At 61.4% G+C, this 16,540-nt stretch carries 17 protein-coding genes; 7 read left to right on the forward strand and 10 right to left on the reverse strand.

Annotated elements, in window-relative coordinates:
* Positions 1–142: 142 nt before the first annotated feature.
* Positions 143–436: a hypothetical protein gene (locus tag ACCD00_RS26510; RefSeq protein WP_003226812.1), complete on the reverse strand. Its 294-nt coding sequence runs from the start codon at positions 434–436 to the stop codon at positions 143–145.
* Between the two features lie 56 nt (positions 437–492).
* On the reverse strand, positions 493–1,098 hold the full coding sequence (locus ACCD00_RS26515) for an arylesterase (protein WP_413428253.1): 606 nt from the start codon (positions 1,096–1,098) through the stop codon (positions 493–495).
* A gap of 10 nt (positions 1,099–1,108) precedes the next feature.
* Between ACCD00_RS26515 and ACCD00_RS26520 the strand changes: the two genes are divergently transcribed.
* Genes ACCD00_RS26520 through greB form a run of 3 tightly spaced genes read left to right on the forward strand, consistent with a single transcriptional unit; the run spans position 1,109 to position 4,828 of the window.
* A complete protein-coding gene (locus ACCD00_RS26520; protein WP_413428254.1) occupies positions 1,109–1,792 on the forward strand; it encodes an ABC transporter ATP-binding protein in 684 nt (227 codons plus the stop codon).
* Positions 1,792–4,296: an ABC transporter permease gene (locus tag ACCD00_RS26525; protein WP_413428255.1), complete on the forward strand. Its 2,505-nt coding sequence runs from the start codon at positions 1,792–1,794 to the stop codon at positions 4,294–4,296. The genes ACCD00_RS26520 and ACCD00_RS26525 overlap by 1 nt, the downstream gene beginning before the upstream one ends.
* Before the next feature lie 34 nt (positions 4,297–4,330).
* Positions 4,331–4,828, forward strand: coding sequence for a transcription elongation factor GreB (gene greB, locus ACCD00_RS26530; RefSeq protein ID WP_007973570.1), 498 nt, complete (start codon positions 4,331–4,333; stop codon positions 4,826–4,828).
* A 3-nt stretch (positions 4,829–4,831) separates the two neighbouring features.
* Here greB and ACCD00_RS26535 read toward each other — a convergent pair whose 3' ends face one another.
* The 3 genes from ACCD00_RS26535 to ACCD00_RS26545 all read right to left on the reverse strand — a co-directional run bounded on the left by ACCD00_RS26535 (position 4,832) and on the right by ACCD00_RS26545 (position 7,347).
* On the reverse strand, positions 4,832–5,140 hold the full coding sequence (locus ACCD00_RS26535; protein WP_008001428.1) for a hypothetical protein: 309 nt from the start codon (positions 5,138–5,140) through the stop codon (positions 4,832–4,834).
* A 247-nt stretch (positions 5,141–5,387) separates the two neighbouring features.
* On the reverse strand, positions 5,388–5,822 hold the full coding sequence (locus ACCD00_RS26540) for a DoxX family protein (RefSeq protein WP_413428256.1): 435 nt from the start codon (positions 5,820–5,822) through the stop codon (positions 5,388–5,390).
* Between the two features lie 103 nt (positions 5,823–5,925).
* Positions 5,926–7,347: a transglycosylase SLT domain-containing protein gene (locus tag ACCD00_RS26545; RefSeq protein ID WP_413428257.1), complete on the reverse strand. Its 1,422-nt coding sequence runs from the start codon at positions 7,345–7,347 to the stop codon at positions 5,926–5,928.
* Between the two features lie 236 nt (positions 7,348–7,583).
* On the opposite strand from ACCD00_RS26545, the gene ACCD00_RS26550 reads away from it, so the two are divergent.
* The 3 genes from ACCD00_RS26550 to ACCD00_RS26560 all read left to right on the forward strand — a co-directional run bounded on the left by ACCD00_RS26550 (position 7,584) and on the right by ACCD00_RS26560 (position 10,650).
* Positions 7,584–8,393 (forward strand): TatD family hydrolase, encoded by an 810-nt coding sequence (locus ACCD00_RS26550; RefSeq protein WP_413428258.1) that lies wholly within the window; start codon positions 7,584–7,586, stop codon positions 8,391–8,393.
* Positions 8,394–8,581: 188 nt separating this feature from the next.
* Positions 8,582–10,063: a methyl-accepting chemotaxis protein gene (locus tag ACCD00_RS26555; protein WP_413428259.1), complete on the forward strand. Its 1,482-nt coding sequence runs from the start codon at positions 8,582–8,584 to the stop codon at positions 10,061–10,063.
* Between the two features lie 221 nt (positions 10,064–10,284).
* A complete protein-coding gene (locus ACCD00_RS26560; RefSeq protein WP_413428260.1) occupies positions 10,285–10,650 on the forward strand; it encodes a terminase in 366 nt (121 codons plus the stop codon).
* Here the strand turns inward: ACCD00_RS26560 and ACCD00_RS26565 are convergent, their stop codons facing one another.
* From ACCD00_RS26565 to ACCD00_RS26575, 3 genes are all read right to left on the reverse strand, one after another.
* A complete protein-coding gene (locus ACCD00_RS26565; RefSeq protein WP_413428261.1) occupies positions 10,651–11,448 on the reverse strand; it encodes an acyl-CoA thioesterase in 798 nt (265 codons plus the stop codon). It abuts the gene before it with no gap.
* Positions 11,449–11,581: 133 nt separating this feature from the next.
* Positions 11,582–12,340, reverse strand: a complete 759-nt coding sequence (locus ACCD00_RS26570; RefSeq protein ID WP_413428262.1) for a CHAD domain-containing protein — start codon at positions 12,338–12,340, stop codon at positions 11,582–11,584.
* A 100-nt stretch (positions 12,341–12,440) separates the two neighbouring features.
* Positions 12,441–12,719, reverse strand: a complete 279-nt coding sequence (locus ACCD00_RS26575) for a hypothetical protein (RefSeq protein ID WP_008017838.1) — start codon at positions 12,717–12,719, stop codon at positions 12,441–12,443.
* A 221-nt stretch (positions 12,720–12,940) separates the two neighbouring features.
* Between ACCD00_RS26575 and ACCD00_RS26580 the strand changes: the two genes are divergently transcribed.
* On the forward strand, positions 12,941–13,978 hold the full coding sequence (locus tag ACCD00_RS26580) for a patatin-like phospholipase family protein (RefSeq protein WP_413428263.1): 1,038 nt from the start codon (positions 12,941–12,943) through the stop codon (positions 13,976–13,978).
* A gap of 169 nt (positions 13,979–14,147) precedes the next feature.
* Here the strand turns inward: ACCD00_RS26580 and ACCD00_RS26585 are convergent, their stop codons facing one another.
* Positions 14,148–14,843: a response regulator gene (locus ACCD00_RS26585; protein ID WP_413428264.1), complete on the reverse strand. Its 696-nt coding sequence runs from the start codon at positions 14,841–14,843 to the stop codon at positions 14,148–14,150.
* A gap of 48 nt (positions 14,844–14,891) precedes the next feature.
* Positions 14,892–16,540, reverse strand: a 1,649-nt coding sequence (locus tag ACCD00_RS26590; RefSeq protein ID WP_413428265.1) for a DUF4118 domain-containing protein, incomplete at its 5' end; no start/stop codon positions are given.

Genomic DNA, 16,540 nt, shown 5'->3' on the forward strand with positions numbered 1-16,540 from the left:
CGTTCGGGGCGAGCGTTTTTTTGCTTACTTTTTTTAGGCGCTTGTAAAAAAAGTGAGTCGCCGTAAGGGCGAAACCATCAGCCGCCATTGCCGAAGAAACGGATATGTACACAAAACAACAGGACCAGCCCGCAACAACAGATCAAAGCTCGAAACGCAATTCCGGCCAGATCGGCGAAGTCCCACGCTTCTGCGACTCAAGAATAGCCCTGCACAACGAACACAGCCGCTGATCCTGAAACACCCGACGATCAACACTCGACCAGCGAGGCTGCGCCGGCAACAGGCTGCCGCACAAGGTGCGGTCAGCCGAGCCGCCCAACTCCAGTTGACGGGTCACCAGATGTACCCGCACTTCCTGGCAGGCGAACAGATCCAGCTGTTCGTCAGGCTCGATCAGTTGGTAGGCAAAGAGTGACCAGGCGGGACGCGGCATCGGGGGCTCCAAATCGGGGGCGCCACCTTAGCCGAAAGCCTGCTTCTAGAAAAGTGTCATAACAGCGGTTTTAGGGTAGGCCAGACATTTTCCAGCAACTTGTCCTGGGCCCCGGCCGCCGGGTGTATGCCGTCAGCCTGCATCAAGTCCGGATGGCCGCCCACGCCGTCGAGGAAAAACGGCACCAGCGGGATCTTTTTCTCATCGGCCAGGTTGCTGTAGACCTCGGCAAACGCCTTTGTGTAACGCGCACCGTAATTGGGTGGCAATTGCATGCCGAGCAGCAACACCCTGGCACCGCTGGCCCGGGAGCTGTCGATCATTGACGCAAGATTTTGTTGCAATTGCGTTGGCAACAATCCGCGCAGCCCGTCATTGCCGCCCAGTTCGAGGATCACCAGCTCCGGCTTATGCTCTGCAAGCAGCGCGGGCAGCCGCGCCCGGCCTCCGGCACTGGTGTCGCCACTGATGGACGCATTGACCACTTTATCGTCGAAACCTTCGAGCCTGAGCCGTTGCTCAAGCAGCGACACCCACCCCTGCCGGGTATCCAGCCCGAAACCGGCGCTGATACTATCGCCAACGATCAGGACTGTACCCGCCGCTGCGTTTTGGGCCATGCACAACAAGGCCAGGCCAGCACTCAAAAACCAGACACGCATCGGACTCTCCATGGGCGCAAGCATTCTCATCGCGAAGGACCTTAGCAAAGTGGTTCCCAGCGCGGAAGGTGAACTGACCATCCTGCACGAACTCAGCCTGGAACTGAACAAGGGCGACAGCCTGGCCATCGTCGGCGCTTCGGGTTCCGGCAAATCCACCCTGCTGGGCCTGCTCGCCGGCCTCGACCTGCCGAGCAGCGGCGAAGTCACTCTCGCCGGGCAAGGCCTGAGCAGCCTCGATGAAGACCAGCGTGCGCGCATCCGCGCCGAGCACGTGGGTTTTGTGTTCCAGTCATTCCAGTTGCTCGACAGCCTCAATGCCCTGGAAAACGTCATGCTGCCGCTGGAACTCGATGGCCGCAAAGACGCCCGCGAACGCGCCACCCAATTGCTGCAACGCGTGGGGCTGGGCCAGCGCCTGACTCACTCGCCACGCCAGCTCTCGGGGGGCGAACAACAACGCGTGGCGATTGCCCGCGCATTCGCCGCCGAGCCCGATGTGCTGTTCGCCGACGAACCGACCGGCAACCTCGACAGCCACACCGGCGAGCGCATCAGCGACTTGCTGTTCGAACTCAACAAGGAACGCGGCACGACCCTGGTACTGGTGACTCACGATGAACGCCTGGCCCATCGCTGCCGGCGCCTGATCCGCCTTGAAGCCGGCCTGCTGGTCGCCCCTCTGGAGCCTTGATGGCACGTCTGCCGCTGTTGCGCCTGTTCAGCCTCGCCATCCGTCAATTGCTGCGCGACGCCCGCGCCGGTGAATTGCGCGTGTTGTTTTTCGCCTTGCTGGTGGCCGTGGCCGCCAGCACCGCCATCGGTTACTTTGGCGCGCGCCTGAATGGCGCCATGATGTTGCGCGCCACCGAATTCCTCGGTGCCGACCTGCTGCTCGAAGGCAGCTCGCCGGCGCGCCCCGAGCAAATAAGAAGCGGCACCGAACTGGGTCTGGAACACGCTCAAGTGGTGGAGTTCTCCAGCGTTATCGCCACCGACAAAGGCATCCAGCTGTCCAGCATCAAGGCGGCCGATGGCACCTACCCGCTGCGCGGCGAACTGAAAAGCGCGCCCGCGCCCTTTGCCGTGGAGGAACCCGGTGGAGGACCGAAACCCGGCGAAGCCTGGGTCGAGGCACGCCTGCTGACCGCCCTGGACCTGAAGATCGGCGACAGCATCGATGTCGGCATGAAAACCCTGAAACTGACGCGGGTGCTGACGTACGAACCCGACCGCGCCGGCAATTTCTACAGCCTGACGCCACGAGTGCTGATCAATCTCGGCGACCTTGTGGCCACCGGTGTAGTGCAGCCCGGCAGCCGGGTCAGCTATCGGGAGTTGTGGCGCGGCGATGCCAAGGCGCTGGAAACCTATCGGCAACTCATAAAACCGGGCCTCGCCGCCAATCAGCGCTTGCAGGACGCCCGTGACGGCAACCGGCAGATCGGTGGAGCCCTGGGCAAAGCCGAACGCTACCTGAACATGGCCAGCCTGGTCGCGGTGTTGCTGTCCGGCGTGGCGGTTGCGCTATCGGCAACCCGCTTCGCCACTCGCCGATTCGATGCCAGTGCCTTGCTACGCTGCCTCGGGCTGTCACGCCGGGAAACCCTGGTGTTGTTCAGCCTGCAACTGACCGTCCTCGGACTGCTGGCCAGCATCAGCGGCGCCCTCCTCGGCTGGTTCGCACAGCTGGGGTTGTTTGCCCTGCTGCATGACTTGCTGCCGACCGACGTGCCTGCGGGCGGGCTGTTTCCGGCCGTTGCCGGGATCGGCACCGGACTGGTGGCGCTGGCCGGTTTCGCCTTGCCGCCGCTGGCGGCTCTGGGCCGGGTTCCGCCATTGCGCGTATTGCGTCGGGACATGCTGCCTATCCCTTCCAGCACCTGGATGGTCTACGGTGCAGCACTGGGTGCCCTCGGCCTGATCATGTGGCGTCTGAGCCTGGACCTGCTGCTGACCTTTGCCCTGCTCGGCGGTGGCGTGATTGCAGCGCTGGTGCTGGGCGGTTTGTTGCTGCTGCTGTTGAAGAGCCTGCGGCGCATGCTCGCCCGTGCGTCCCTGCCCTGGCGCCTGGGACTCGGGCAATTGCTGCGTCACCCGCTCGCGGCCGCGGGCCAGTCCCTGGCGTTCGGCCTGATTCTGCTGTCGATGGCGCTGATTGCGCTACTGCGCGGTGAGTTGCTGAATACCTGGCAAAACCAGTTGCCGAAAAACGCCCCCAATTACTTCGCCCTGAACATCCTGCCCGCGGACAAACAGGCCTTCACCGATCACCTGATCGCCGTGTCGGCGCAATCGGCACCGTTGTATCCGGTGGTGCCGGGGCGCTTGATCAGCATCAACGGCGAACCGGTGCAGCAGATCGTCACCAAGGAATCGGCGGGGGATCGGGCAATCCAGCGCGACCTGAGCCTGACCTGGGCCGCGGACCTGCCGTCGGGCAACAAACTCACGACCGGTAATTGGTGGAACGAACAGACGCCGGACGATGTTCCCGGCGTGTCGGTGGAAGGCAAGGTCGCTGAAAGCCTGAAAATCAAGCTCGGCGACCATCTGGTTTTCAGCGTTGGCGGGGTCAATCGCGAGGCGAAAGTCACCAGCCTGCGGGAGATCAACTGGGACAACTTCCAGCCGAACTTCTTCATGATCTTCCAGCCCGGCACCCTGAAGGATCTGCCGGTAACTTACCTGACCAGTTTCTATCTGGCACCGGGCCATGACCAACAGATCGTCGACCTGTCCCGTGCCTTCCCGGCGGTGACGATCCTGCAGGTCGAAGCCTTGCTGGAACAACTGCGCAGCATTCTCGCCCAGGTCACCCTGGCGGTAGAGTATGTGTTGCTGTTCGTACTGGCAGCGGGGATGGCGGTGCTGTTTTCCGGCCTGCAGGCGACACTGGACGAACGCATTCGCCAGGGCGCATTACTGCGAGCGCTGGGCGCTGAACGGCAATTGCTGGTCAAGGCACGGCGCATCGAGTTCGGCTTGCTCGGTGCGGTCAGCGGTTTGCTGGCGGCACTGGGATCGGAACTGGTGAGCCTGGTGCTCTACCGCTATGCCTTCGACCTGCCATGGCATCCGCATCCATGGCTGTTGTTGCTGCCATTGGTGGGTGCCGTGCTGATTGGCGGTGCCGGGGTGTTCGGCACCCGTCGGGCATTGAACGCCAGCCCGCTGACAGTCCTGCGCGAGGGTTGATAGACTCCAGCCATCCTCACCACAAGAAGCTGTCATGAGCCGTTATCGCCCTCCCCGCACCGCCGGCACCGCGCTGATCACCCCCGAGGGTGAAGCGCGGATGCGTGCCGAGTTCCATGAACTGTGGCATGTACGCCGGCCCCAGGTTACCCAGGCTGTCAGCGAAGCCGCGGCCCAGGGGGATCGCTCGGAGAACGCCGAATACACCTACGGCAAAAAGATGCTGCGAGAGATCGACAGCCGCGTGCGTTTTCTCACCAAGCGCCTGGAGGCGCTCAAGGTCGTCAGCGAAAAACCCAGCGATCCGAACAAGGTCTATTTTGGCGCCTGGGTGACGATCGAGGACGAAGACGGCAAAGAGTCGCGCTACCGCATTGTCGGGCCGGATGAACTGGACCTCAAACAAGGCCTGATCAGCATTGATTCGCCATTGGCCCGCGCCCTGATCGGCAAGGCACTGGACGCCGAAGTTCGAGTCCAGACACCGACCGGTGAGCAGTGTGTTTATATCGTGGCGATCGACTACCCGTAGAACTCAACGGCGGGTGATCAGCCCTTGCCGGGCAACGCGAGTCAGTTGCCTGATCACTTCCGGCGCGTCTTCAAGGCTGGGGGATTGAATCACTGCCAGATCGAAACTGTCGTCGGCGAAACGAGCGAGCGACTCACCGTCTTCGACAAACTGGATCAGGAAGGCAGCGGGACCGCCGGTACGACGAGGCCAGCCATCGAGATAACGCAAGAGCGTCGGCTGATGTTTGCCGCCAAGCAGGATTTTTGGATTGCGCTGGGTGAGATGTGCCGTGATCGGCGCGGGACGTACAACAGGGTTTAGTGCATTCATTGTGTCGTGTCTCTGCCTCAAAAGTCTGCATGGCAGGTGAGAGGCAACACCGAACCAGCGCTTTAGCGGTATTTCGAAGCCTGTTCCGGCTTCTATCGGCAACTGAATGAGTCACCTGGCGCCCCGCAAGTAGCTGTTTAAATCGGCGCATGAGCAACATCCTAGAGAAGCTGACTGGACAGTGTCAAGAATGACGCACAACAAAAAAGGCCCGCACAATGCGGGCCTTTTCGTTGAGCCAGAGCGGTCAACCGGCGATGGCACGGTCCGCCGAGAGTTTGCCCGCACCTTCGATCAATACCGCGATACTGCCACCGAGCAACGCCAGGGCGAATTCATAACCGTTGTTGGCCATGAACAGACCGTTGCTGATGTGCACCGTGAAAATCGCGACCAGCGACAGTAATGCCAGGCCAAGTGCGGCCGGGCGAGCCAGCAAGCCGATGATCAGGGCCAGGCCGGCGAAGAATTCGATGCCGCCCGCCATTGCCGCCATCAGGTAACCCGGCGTCAGCCCGACGCTTTCCATGTACTGCGCGGTTCCCGCCAGACCATAGCCACCGAATGCCCCGAAGAGTTTCTGCGAACCGTGTGCGGCGAAGACAATGCCGACAACGATGCGCAGAACTGTCAGGCCGTAGCCAGCGCGGGTGGACAGTACCTTGTTGATCAGAGTGCTCATGCTGTTTCATTCCTTGCTGATGTGTGTTGGTTGGCCGCTATATTAATCAGTAAATCATATGTTAAAAGCGCAAAAAGCCGGCAATAACAATCAGATTAGTAGATCAATTACGTGAGACAACCTTTTGTCCCTGGGGCTCCAACGACTCCCGCTCCCGGTCGAACGCCAAATAATACTTGTTCACGCTATTAACATAGCTGACGGGCCCCATGCCCACTTGCTCCATGGCAACGCGTTCGACCTGGAAGAACCACTGGTTGGGATTCAACCCTCGCCGCCGGGCTTCGGCGCGCATGCCCTGAACCCGCTCTGGCCCGATGTTGTAGGCTGCCAGCACAAAGGCCATGCGTTCGCGTTCATTGAGTTTCGGGCTGGCAAAAAACTTGCGCCGGATCATCGCCAGGTACTTGGCCCCGGCCTGCACATTGCCGTCTACGTCCTGGATATTGTTGACCCCCACCCGCTGCGCCGCAGAAGGCGTGATCTGCATCAGGCCGGTCGGGCCACCACCACTGCGGGCCGTGGGCTGCAACGCTGATTCCTTGAACGCCAACGCCGCCAGGTTCAGCCAGTCCATGCCTTGGGCATCGGCGTGCTTTTGCAGCACCGGGCGGAGTTTTTCCAGACGCTGCCGATCGGCCTTGGCCAGTGGGTAGTGCACTTGATAGAGACGCCGATAGATCCGCAGGAACGCGGCGTCCTGATCCGACGGTTTTTTGTAACCGGTGAGGAAGCGATCAATACTGGCCCGCAGCATCGAGGCATCACGGCGTACGAACCAGAACTCCTCTCCCGGATCGCTGATGAGTACCTGCTTGTCGAAACGCAACCTGGGCAGGATCTTGCCCCAGCGTTCGGCGATCGGCTGCTCGACAATGGTCAGGTGGAAGATCCCGCCCTGCACCATTTCCAGGACGTCCTCGACGGCAAGGGTCGGATCGACCCATTCGATTGTGACCGGTGGCAGTTTGTGCAGGGCGAGCTTTTGATTGATCTGGCTGACAGCATCCCCGGCGGCGCTGCCGGCAGGCAAGGCCAGGGTTTTGCCGGATAGCTGTTCAAGCCGGGTGTAGCGGCGTTCGCCCTTGATGCCCACCAGCACCAACGGGATGTTGCTGGCAATCGGCTCACTGGTGCTGACGGCGAAGCCCGCTTGCAGATCGAGCAACTCGCCTGGCGCCACCAGATCCCCCTCCCCGCGCTGCAATGCGCCGAGCAGTTGATCCTTGGCCTTGGGAATGATCTTGAGGGTAATTTCCTGACCGTCACGGGCGTGGCCGTTGAGGTATTGCTCGAACGCTCTGAGGCGATGATATTCGACCCCGATCGCCTGCCCCTGGACTTCGCCGGAACTGTTGCGGCTCTGGTTGACCAATACCCGCAGCACTCGGCTGCTGCGAATTTCCGCAAGATCGCGCACCTTGCTGGCCGGTACGGCTTGCAGCGGCCCGGGCAGACGCGCGACCGCCGACATCGGCAGTAGCAGCGAACAGCACAGCAGTAGCAAAACCGAGGGACGAATCATCCACTCTCCGGAAAGAATATGAGGCACGCTTCAATGACAAATGGCATCAAGCGCAGCGACAAAACAGAGCGCCTTGGGCGCTGGCAACGTGCGAAAGACTGGCACAATGATGGCAAAACTACCAACCCGGCCTGCCCCGCGGCTCAAGAGACAGCGTTAACTCGTTGTAGTTCTTGGCTTTTCTTATAAATCCACGGCTCTGATATGCTTTCCGGCCTTTGGCCCGAGGTAGCACCATGCAACTCATCGATATCGGCGTCAACCTGACCAACCCCAGCTTTGCCGACAAACACCAGGCCGTACTCGACCGTGCCTACGCGGCCGGTGTATGCCAACTGGTGCTGACCGGCACCAGCATCGAGGGCAGCGAGCAGGCCCTTGAACTGTGCCAGCAACTGGACGAAAGCACTCAGCGCCTGTTCGCCACCGCCGGTATTCACCCTCACTGCGCCAGTGACTGGAACGCCGACAGTGCCCGACGTTTGCGCAGCTTGCTCAAGGAGCCAAATGTGGTGGCCGTGGGTGAATGCGGGCTGGATTTCAACCGTGACTTCTCGCCGCGCCCGCAGCAGGAAAAGGTCCTCGAAGAACATCTGGCCATGGCCGTTGAATTGCAGCTGCCGGTCTTTCTGCACGAACGCGACGCCAGCCAGCGTTTGCTGGAAATCCTGCGCGACTTCCGCGACCGACTGCCGGCTGCCGTGGTGCACTGTTTCACTGGCGAACAGAAGGCACTGTTCAGCTATCTCGACCTGGACTTGCACATCGGCATTACCGGCTGGATCTGCGACGAACGCAGGGGCATGCATTTGCATCCGCTGGTCAAGGAGATCAAGCGCGGGCGCCTGATGCTCGAAAGCGATGCACCGTACCTGCTGCCGCGCAGCCTGCGCCCCAAGCCGAAAAACGGGCGAAACGAGCCTGCATACCTGACCGAAGTATTGCGCGAAGTGGCACTGCATCGCGGGGAAAGCCAGGAAGATCTGGCGGCGCATACTACGGCGTGTGCTCGGGCGTTTTACCGGCTGCCCACCATCGCCTTGTAAACACGGCCCCTTGTGGGAGCGGGCTTGCTCGCGAAGGGGGACTATCAAACACCACTGATGTCGACTGATACCCTGCTTTCGCGAGCAAGCCCGCTCCCACATTGACCTGTATCAAGGTTCGAATTTCTGAGTAGCGGCACAATGCTGGCACCTTGCCAAAACTGTTTCCGCTATCAGAGAAGACCTCCATGGGTGCCTGGCTTAGCAATATCTCGCTGAAATACAAATTCTGGGCGGTCAACGCTGTCGCCTTCATCACCACGCTTTTGCTGGTGCTGTACGCCGTGCAGCTCGAACAACAGGCCCGCAGTCATGCATCCCGGGCTTCGGCTCAGTCACAGGCGCGATTGCTTGGCGCCTGGCCTGCCGGGCAACCGCTGCCCGAGACCGATAACCTGCTGACGTTCAATCGCGAACAGGCGCCATCGCTGAATGGACAACCCATACCGCAACTCACCCATGCAAACGGTTGGGTCGAGATCAACTCAATGCCGTTGTTCGGTGACAATCCATTGATGGGTGCCGAAGTGTTCGCGCGCGCCGACGGCCAGCAGGTCGCCGTGATTGTCCACGGGCCAAGCCTGAGCCAGGTGTTCAGCGAGCGCTTCGCCAACTACGCGTTGGCGGTGTTCATCCTGATGCTGGCAATGCTCGGCGCATCGCAGTTATTGATCCGCTTCCTGCTCAGCCAGCTCAATACCTTGAAAGACGTCATGCTCCACGTGGAGAAAACCGGCGACCTGTCAGCCCGCGTACCATTGGCTTGCAGCGACGAAGTCGGGCAAATGGCCAACGCCTTCAACGCCATGCAGGCCGGTTATCAACGGGTGGTCAACACGGTCGCCAACACCGCCCGGCAACTGGACGTCGGTGCCGCACGGCTGGCGGCCAGCATGAATGAAGTGCGCCTCGGCATGCTCGGCCAGCAAAGCGAAACCGATCAAGCCGCCACGGCGATCAATGAAATGACCGCAACAGTCCATCACATCGCCCAACACGCAGGTGCCACCCGCGACCTTTCGCAATCGGCCGATACCCTGGCCGGCAGCGGCCAGGAGGTCGTGACACGGGTGCAGCAGTCGATTGCCGGACTGTCCACCGGCGTCCAGCAGACTGCCGAGATGATTCAACGCCTGGCCGAGGACAGTCAGAAGATAAACGGCGTGGTCAACGTGATTCACAGCATCGCCGAGCAGACCAATCTGTTGGCACTCAACGCCGCCATCGAAGCGGCCCGGGCCGGCGAAATGGGACGCGGGTTTGCCGTGGTCGCCGATGAAGTGCGCAACCTTGCCAAACGCGTCCAGGCCTCCACGGACGAAATCACGCGCATGGTGTCAGCGTTGCAGGCCGGTACGCGTGACGCCGTGGATTTCATGCAGGAGAGCTCGTTCAAGGCCGACGACTGCGTGCAACAGGCGCAAGAGGCCGGCGTGGCACTAGCCGAGATCACCGGTGCGGTGGCGCAGATGCGAGAAAGCAATACACAGATCGCGGTGGCGGCCGAGCAGCAGAGCCAGGTGGCGGAAGAGATGAACCGGGCGGTGGTGAGCATCCGTGACGTGACCGAGAACACGGTGCAGCAGACGGTGACGTCGGCGACGACCAGCAATGAGCTGGCGGCGTTGGCCGGGGAGTTGAGCAGGGCTATAGGTCAGCTCAAACTGTAAGGGCCTCTTCGCGGGCAAGCCCGCTCCCACAGGTGACCGCGTTCTTTCATTGGAATACCGTCAAAATGTGGGAGCGGGCTTGCTCGCGAAGGCGTCAGAACTGACAAGATCAATCCAGACCATGGCGCCTATCAAGCCAATAGCCAGCCTTGATTCGCCGCCAGCATTGACCGGGCCTATTCTTCATCTCATGTATTCAACATGGATCGAGGATCAGCATCATGGGCAAACGTCACCCCAACCTTCCCGCCTGGCAATGGCGAGCGTACCCGAACAATCATCAGCACCCGACAAACCTGGTGTTGCACCTGATCGCGGTGCCGCTGTTCATCGTGGCGTTTCTGTTGATCGTGTCCGGGGTGTTCAGCCTGACCCTTTCGAACATCGCCATCGGCGTGATCGGTGTGATTGCCGCGCTGGCCTTGCAACGTCACGGCCACAGCCTGGAGGCGCAAGCCGCCGAACCCTTCAGTGACCGCAAGGATGCGATATCGCGCCTGATGGTCGAGCAGTTCCTGACGTTTCCGCGGTTCTTCCTCAGCGGTGGCTGGTGGCGCGCCTGGCGCGAGCGCCACCGTCGTCACTGATCAGGCAAACACCGTCACCGTCTGCCGGCTCATGGCGATCAACCGACCATCCGCGCTCCACATTTTCGCGGCCGCATGCCCGTAGCCGTCGGCGGCGTGCTCGGTTTCGACGAGGTATTTGCACCAGTCCAGGGTGCTCAGTTCCAGCGGCGGTTGCACGAATTCAATGGTCCAGGTCAGTGTGCTTCCCATCGCCGGCTTCTTCAGAAATGGCATCAGGGCCGGCGGCCAGGCGTCCACCAGCGCGAGGATATGCGCCTCACTGACGGCCTCTTCTTTCACGTCGCCGCGCAGGCGCACCCAGCCGCCCATTTGCCGGGATGTACTACCGCTGAACGGCAGCCCGCCGACACTCCAGCGCATCGCCAGATGCCGCATGAACTCCGGGAGGACGCCTTCGACAAAAGGCAATTCCTGGCATTCGTCCCAGTGCTTCATTTCAGGTGCCGGTTCAGCAGCCACCGCCACTTCCGAAGGGCGTGAGGCGCCAAAACTGCCCTGGATCAACGTCACCACCTGCCCCTTCTGCATCACCCGACCCAACACCTGGCTGACCGCCTTGCCTTCGCGCAACACGTCGACTTCAAAACTGACCGGTACCTCGGGTTCAACCGGGCCGACAAAGGTGATTGCCAGCGAGCGCACCGGACGATCCGCCGGCACCCGGGCACGCATGGCCTCGTACTGCAAGGCGGCCACCAGGCCACCAAAAGTGGCGCGCCCCTGGGCCCAGGAGGCCGGAATAGACAGCTCCAGCGGCTGGCTACGGACAGCGTCGAGCAGTTCGGAAAAACGCATGAAAACCTCAGGGATCGAAAAAAGACGAAGGGATCTTAACCATCTGGCGAAGTCGACACATCGCCTATTCCGGCCAAATTGACTGACAGATGAGCCGCACAAGGCTCGCTCCTACAATGGATCTCCGGTGTTTTCAGGGTTTGAAACAAGCCTTGCTGAGCTTTTCCAGCACCTGGTCCGCACGGCTTTCGGCCTCGGCCATGGTGGCGGTCCAGACTGCAACACAGGGCTGCAAATCCGCTTCCAGTTCAGCCATGGCCAGCCATTGCACGCAATCGTGCCAGTCACCCAGCGCGCCTTGGGCCGATTTCAACCGCGGCATGGCCGCTTTCGGCAAACGGTCCAGTTCGGGGTAAGCGTCGATGCCATAGCGCACCCGCTTGATCAGCAGGCGCAAGCGATGACGGTCATGGGCCGGGTCATGCAGTGCCTCGTCGAGTATTTTCCACTGTTTGCCCAGGCGCTTTTCGATGCGCTTGCGCAGGCCCTTGAGCAATCCCTGGCGCTGGGCGGCACGCAGAAAACGCGGAAACGCATCGAGGACGATCAGCAATTGCGCGAGCTCCGGGCTAGCCGCAACGGCCGGATAGGCTTCGGTCATTTGCGCCATGCGCCGCTGTGCGGCCTGGGGTTGATGGTGCTGGTGCAGGTACGCCGCCAGCACTTCGCGATCACGCAATGGCGTGGTCAGCTCTCCCACCCGGGAGGCTGCCGCTTCCAGTTGCTCGACACCGGGCAACCCGCGCAAGGGTCGCAACAGGCTGCGTAACCGACGCATGGTTGTGCGCAGATCGTGTAACGCTTCAGGGTCAGTACGCTCTTTCAGGCGGGCCTGACAGGCCAGCAGACGAATTTCCAGGCCCAGAATTTGAGCCACCAACCGATCGATCATGGGGGTTTACTCCGTAAACAGCGCCAGGCTCCAGGCTACGAGCTGCAAGCCCGATGAGTCTTGCAATTGGTAGCTTAGAGCCTGGCGCTGCTTTTTGCCTTCAACGCCCCGCGCGCGACTCACGAATATAGAAACGGGCCTTCTCGGCCTTGTGGGAGCAGCCCTCGAATCCCTCGAATTGCTGTTGGGTCTTGGCCGCGGTCAACAGCGACAAGGCTTTGGAGTAGCTGACGGTCCCGGCGAATCCTTCGGCCTTGGCCAGGTCCAGCTCATGCCAGGCGGCATCGAGCTGGCTGCCACAGCTGTCGCGGTAGGCGGTTTTGCCGGCACAACCGGCGAGCGCCAGGGCAATCAATGGCACGCAGATCCAGGCTTTCATCACTCACTCCTCAAAGATAGGTCAACAGTCATGCAGGTAAGACGGTGTGGCACCTGAAAAGTGCCGTTGGTCCCCTGTGCAAACTATAGCGCCGACAAGAATAATCATGTGCCGCCATGGAGTGTCGAAAATACGACGCTCCTGCCCCACCGAACGACCATGGCGATTGAAGCATGACCCTCGATGGGTGCATTGTTGAACCATTCAAACGAGGGCGATTCATGAAAAAGCGCGTCGCACTGGTGTTGGGCTCGGGTGGAGCCCGGGGTTATGCGCATATTGGGGTCATTGAAGAGATCGAGCGACGCGGCTATGACATCGCCTGTGTCGCCGGTTGCTCCATGGGCGCGGTGGTGGGCGGGATCTACGCCGCCGGCAAACTCAATGATTACCGCGACTGGATCGAGAGCCTGGACTATCTCGACGTGCTGCGTCTGGTGGACGTCAGTTTTCGTCTGGGGGCGATTCGTGGCGAGAAAGTCTTCGGGCAAATCCGCAAGATCGTCGGCGAGATCAACATCGAAGACTTGCGTATCCCCTACACGGCCGTTGCCACCGACCTGACCAACCAGCAGGAGATCTGGTTCCAGGAAGGTTGCCTGCATCAGGCCATGCGCGCCTCAGCGGCGATTCCCAGCCTGTTCACGCCGGTGATGCAGGGCAACCGCATGCTGGTGGATGGCGGCATTCTCAACCCGCTGCCGATCGTGCCGGTGGTGTCGAGCCATTGCGATCTGATCATCGCGGTCAACCTCAACTCCACCAACCAGCGCCACTATCAATTGCCGGTCATCCAGCGTCCTGCCGCCTTCAAGACCCGCTTCGACAGCCTGATCAACTCCGTCGGTTCGAAGTTGCCGTTCCGGCGCAAACAGGCTGAACAATTGTTGGTTCTGGAACAGGAAGCCTTGAAGGCCGAAGGTGCGGACCTCAACCCGTGGATCGAGTCCGCCGAGCCCGAGGCGCAGCAACCCGCGGCGGCTCCGGAAACCAGTGGCGCCCCCCGCTCCGCCACCGGCTCGTTCATCATCGACAACGTAGGACCGGCGTCCTTGCTGGATTTGATCAACCAGAGTTTCGAGGTGATGCAGACGTCGCTGGCACAGTACAAGATTGCCGGGTATCCGCCGGACATCCTGATCAACGTGCCCAAGCGCGTGTGCCGGTTTTTCGAGTTCTACAAGGCGCCGGAGCTGATCGCGCTGGGACGGGAAATTGCGCGGGATACGCTGGATCGCTATGAGAATGAGCAGAACTGAAAGCCTGAAAGCTTTGTGGTGGCTATCAGGGCCTCTTCGCGAGCAAGCCCGCTCCCACAGTAAATCTTCGGTGTTCACAAAATTTGTGTCTGACCGGGATCCCGTGTGGGAGCGGCGGTGCGGCGATCCGACTTGCTCGCGAAGACGTCAGGTCAGTCACCACAGAACGTCAAACCTCTTCACTCAATAACCGATACCCCACCCCCGCCTCGGTCACGATGAACCGTGGTCGAGTCGGGTCATCCGCCAGTTTCTGGCGCAAGTGCCCGACCACGATGCGCAGGTAATGAGTGTCTTCGGTGTGCGTCGGCCCCCAGATGTCCTTGAGCAATTGCTGCTGGGTGATCACCCGCCCGGGATGCCGCGCCAGTTGCGCCAGCACGGCGTATTCCTTGCGAGTCAGCGCAACTTCGATACCGTCGAGCAGCACCCGGCGATACGCCAGGTCGACCGTCAATGGACCGAAGGTCAGCGCCGCTTGCGGGACCTCGCCGGCGGGCGCCTGGCGCAACAGCGCACGAATCCGCGCCAGGAATTCCTGAATGCCGAACGGCTTGGTCACGTAGTCATTGGCGCCGCCATCCAGGGCCTCGACTTTCTGCCCTTCACCGGCGCGCACGGAGAGCACCAGCACGGGCACCGTCGACCACTCGCGAAAATCGCGCAATACCTGTTGGCCGTCCATGTCCGGCAAGCCCAGGTCGAGCACCAGCAAGTCCGGTTTGTTCAACGCAGCTTGAGCCAATCCTTCACTGCCGGTGCCGGCCTCCAGCACCTTGTAACCCTGGGAAGCGAGGCTGATGCGCAGGAATTTGCGGATCTGCGGTTCGTCATCGATGACCAAAATGGTCGCGGTCTGGCTCATGAATTCACATCAACACAAAGAAGTGGCAAGAGAGTAGCGCAAGCACGATCAGGCTTCACTTTCGTATCCCGGCTGAGCCTGTAGCGGCAGGTGCAATGTGATGCAGGTGCCACGCCCCTCGATGCCGTCGGCGACGCTGATGCGTCCGCCATGGGCACCGACCATGCCCTGACAGATCGCCAGCCCCAGCCCGGTCCCCTGCCCACCACGATCACCCCGCGCCGCGGTGTAGAACATGTCGAAAATCTTCGCCCGCTCCTCCTCCGGAATCCCCGGGCCTTCGTCGCTGACCGAAAAGAACAGCTCACTGTCATCAGCTCCGGCGTGCAATTGCAAACGCCCGTGGGACGGCGAAAACCGCGCGGCGTTTTCCAGCACGTTGATCAGAGCCTGTTCGATCAGTGCGGCATGCACGAACAGCAACGGTAACTCGGCCGGCACGTCTGTGCTGACCTGCAACGGCGCAAGGACTGTCCGCAGACGGTTGAGCGCACTGCCGACGATGTCTGCCGGCGATACCCAGTCCCGCGCCAGCTTCAGGGCACCGTGGCCGAGCCGGGTCATGTCGAGCAGGTTTTGAATGTAGCGGTCGAGGCGCTCGGCTTCATCGCGGGTGCCTTCGAGCAGTTCACGTCGATCCTCCAGCGGGATCGCTTCACCCAGGGCCAGCAGGCTATCGATACTGCCGCGCATGGATGTCAACGGTGTGCGTAAATCGTGGGACACCGAAGCCAGCAAGGCACTGCGCAACTGTTCGGTTTCGCCGTGCAGCCGCGCCGCTTCCAGATCATCGGCCAGTTGCGCCCGGGCCAGTGCCTGGGCCAGCGGCTGGGTCAGCGCGGTCAACAAGCGTCGGCGCTGACCGCTCAGGGTCTGGCCTTCCCTGGCGCACACGCCGAGCAACGCCAGCGGGCCGTCTTCCACCGATAACGGCCACCACCACCAGCGGCCGAACGGCAAGGTGCCGGTGCCCGCACCCGCCGGTTGATCGTGCTGCCAAGCCCAATCGGCGGCGGCGCGTTCGGCTTCGGTGAACGTCAGCGGACCACCGGTTTCGACTTTCCAGCCGTTTTGCCCGTCGCGATTGAGCAGGCACAGTTGCACATCGCTCCAACCGTTGAGGTGCTGGGCGGCCGCGCTGACCACGGCCTGGCGGTCGGTGGCGGCGGTCAGTTTGCGTGACAGGTCGAGCAATTCAGTGGTCTCTTCCTGGGTGTCGCGCAGGGCTTGCAATTGCCGGCGCTGGCGCGCCGCGAGGTTGCCGGTGAGGGCCGCCATCAGCAGGAAGAACAATAATGTCAGTACGTCTTCTTCGCGCTGGATGCTCAGAGAGAAAGTCGGTGGAATGAACAGAAAGTCATAGGTCAGAAACGACAGCGCCGCACAGGCCAGAGCCGGTCCGAGACTGCTGCGCACCGCCACCAGCAACACGGCGGCGAGGAACACCAGTGAAATATTCGGCAGTGGCAGAACACTCGCCACGGCCCAGGCCAGGGCGCTGGCCAGAACCGTCGCGACCACGGCCAACACATAGTCGAACCAGACCAGTGAATGCATCGGCCGCCGATGGGGTTGATGCTGTGGGTGATCGCTGTCGAGAACGTTGATTTCCAGTCCGCGGGCATTGCGCAGCAGCCGCGCCGCCAGCCCGCCACCGAACAGACGTCGGCGCAAGCGCGGCCGGGACTGGCCGACCA

The organism is Pseudomonas sp. Pseusp3 (assembly GCF_047304225.1).
Taxonomy (GTDB): domain Bacteria; phylum Pseudomonadota; class Gammaproteobacteria; order Pseudomonadales; family Pseudomonadaceae; genus Aquipseudomonas; species Aquipseudomonas fluorescens_CD.

Coding starts and splice junctions, on each gene's coding strand:
- ACCD00_RS26580 (WP_413428263.1), top strand. CDS start 12,941: ATGAAAAAGCGCGTCGCACTGGTGTTGGGCTCGGGTGGAGCCCGGGGT.
- ACCD00_RS26560 (WP_413428260.1), top strand. CDS start 10,285: ATGGGCAAACGTCACCCCAACCTTCCCGCCTGGCAATGGCGAGCGTAC.
- ACCD00_RS26565 (WP_413428261.1), bottom strand. CDS start 11,448: ATGCGTTTTTCCGAACTGCTCGACGCTGTCCGTAGCCAGCCGCTGGAG.
- ACCD00_RS26570 (WP_413428262.1), bottom strand. CDS start 12,340: ATGATCGATCGGTTGGTGGCTCAAATTCTGGGCCTGGAAATTCGTCTG.
- ACCD00_RS26540 (WP_413428256.1), bottom strand. CDS start 5,822: ATGAGCACTCTGATCAACAAGGTACTGTCCACCCGCGCTGGCTACGGC.
- ACCD00_RS26555 (WP_413428259.1), top strand. CDS start 8,582: ATGGGTGCCTGGCTTAGCAATATCTCGCTGAAATACAAATTCTGGGCG.
- ACCD00_RS26510 (WP_003226812.1), bottom strand. CDS start 436: ATGCCGCGTCCCGCCTGGTCACTCTTTGCCTACCAACTGATCGAGCCT.
- ACCD00_RS26525 (WP_413428255.1), top strand. CDS start 1,792: ATGGCACGTCTGCCGCTGTTGCGCCTGTTCAGCCTCGCCATCCGTCAA.
- ACCD00_RS26545 (WP_413428257.1), bottom strand. CDS start 7,347: ATGATTCGTCCCTCGGTTTTGCTACTGCTGTGCTGTTCGCTGCTACTG.
- ACCD00_RS26575 (WP_008017838.1), bottom strand. CDS start 12,719: ATGAAAGCCTGGATCTGCGTGCCATTGATTGCCCTGGCGCTCGCCGGT.
- ACCD00_RS26515 (WP_413428253.1), bottom strand. CDS start 1,098: ATGCGTGTCTGGTTTTTGAGTGCTGGCCTGGCCTTGTTGTGCATGGCC.
- greB (WP_007973570.1), top strand. CDS start 4,331: ATGAGCCGTTATCGCCCTCCCCGCACCGCCGGCACCGCGCTGATCACC.
- ACCD00_RS26550 (WP_413428258.1), top strand. CDS start 7,584: ATGCAACTCATCGATATCGGCGTCAACCTGACCAACCCCAGCTTTGCC.
- ACCD00_RS26535 (WP_008001428.1), bottom strand. CDS start 5,140: ATGAATGCACTAAACCCTGTTGTACGTCCCGCGCCGATCACGGCACAT.
- ACCD00_RS26520 (WP_413428254.1), top strand. CDS start 1,109: ATGGGCGCAAGCATTCTCATCGCGAAGGACCTTAGCAAAGTGGTTCCC.
- ACCD00_RS26585 (WP_413428264.1), bottom strand. CDS start 14,843: ATGAGCCAGACCGCGACCATTTTGGTCATCGATGACGAACCGCAGATC.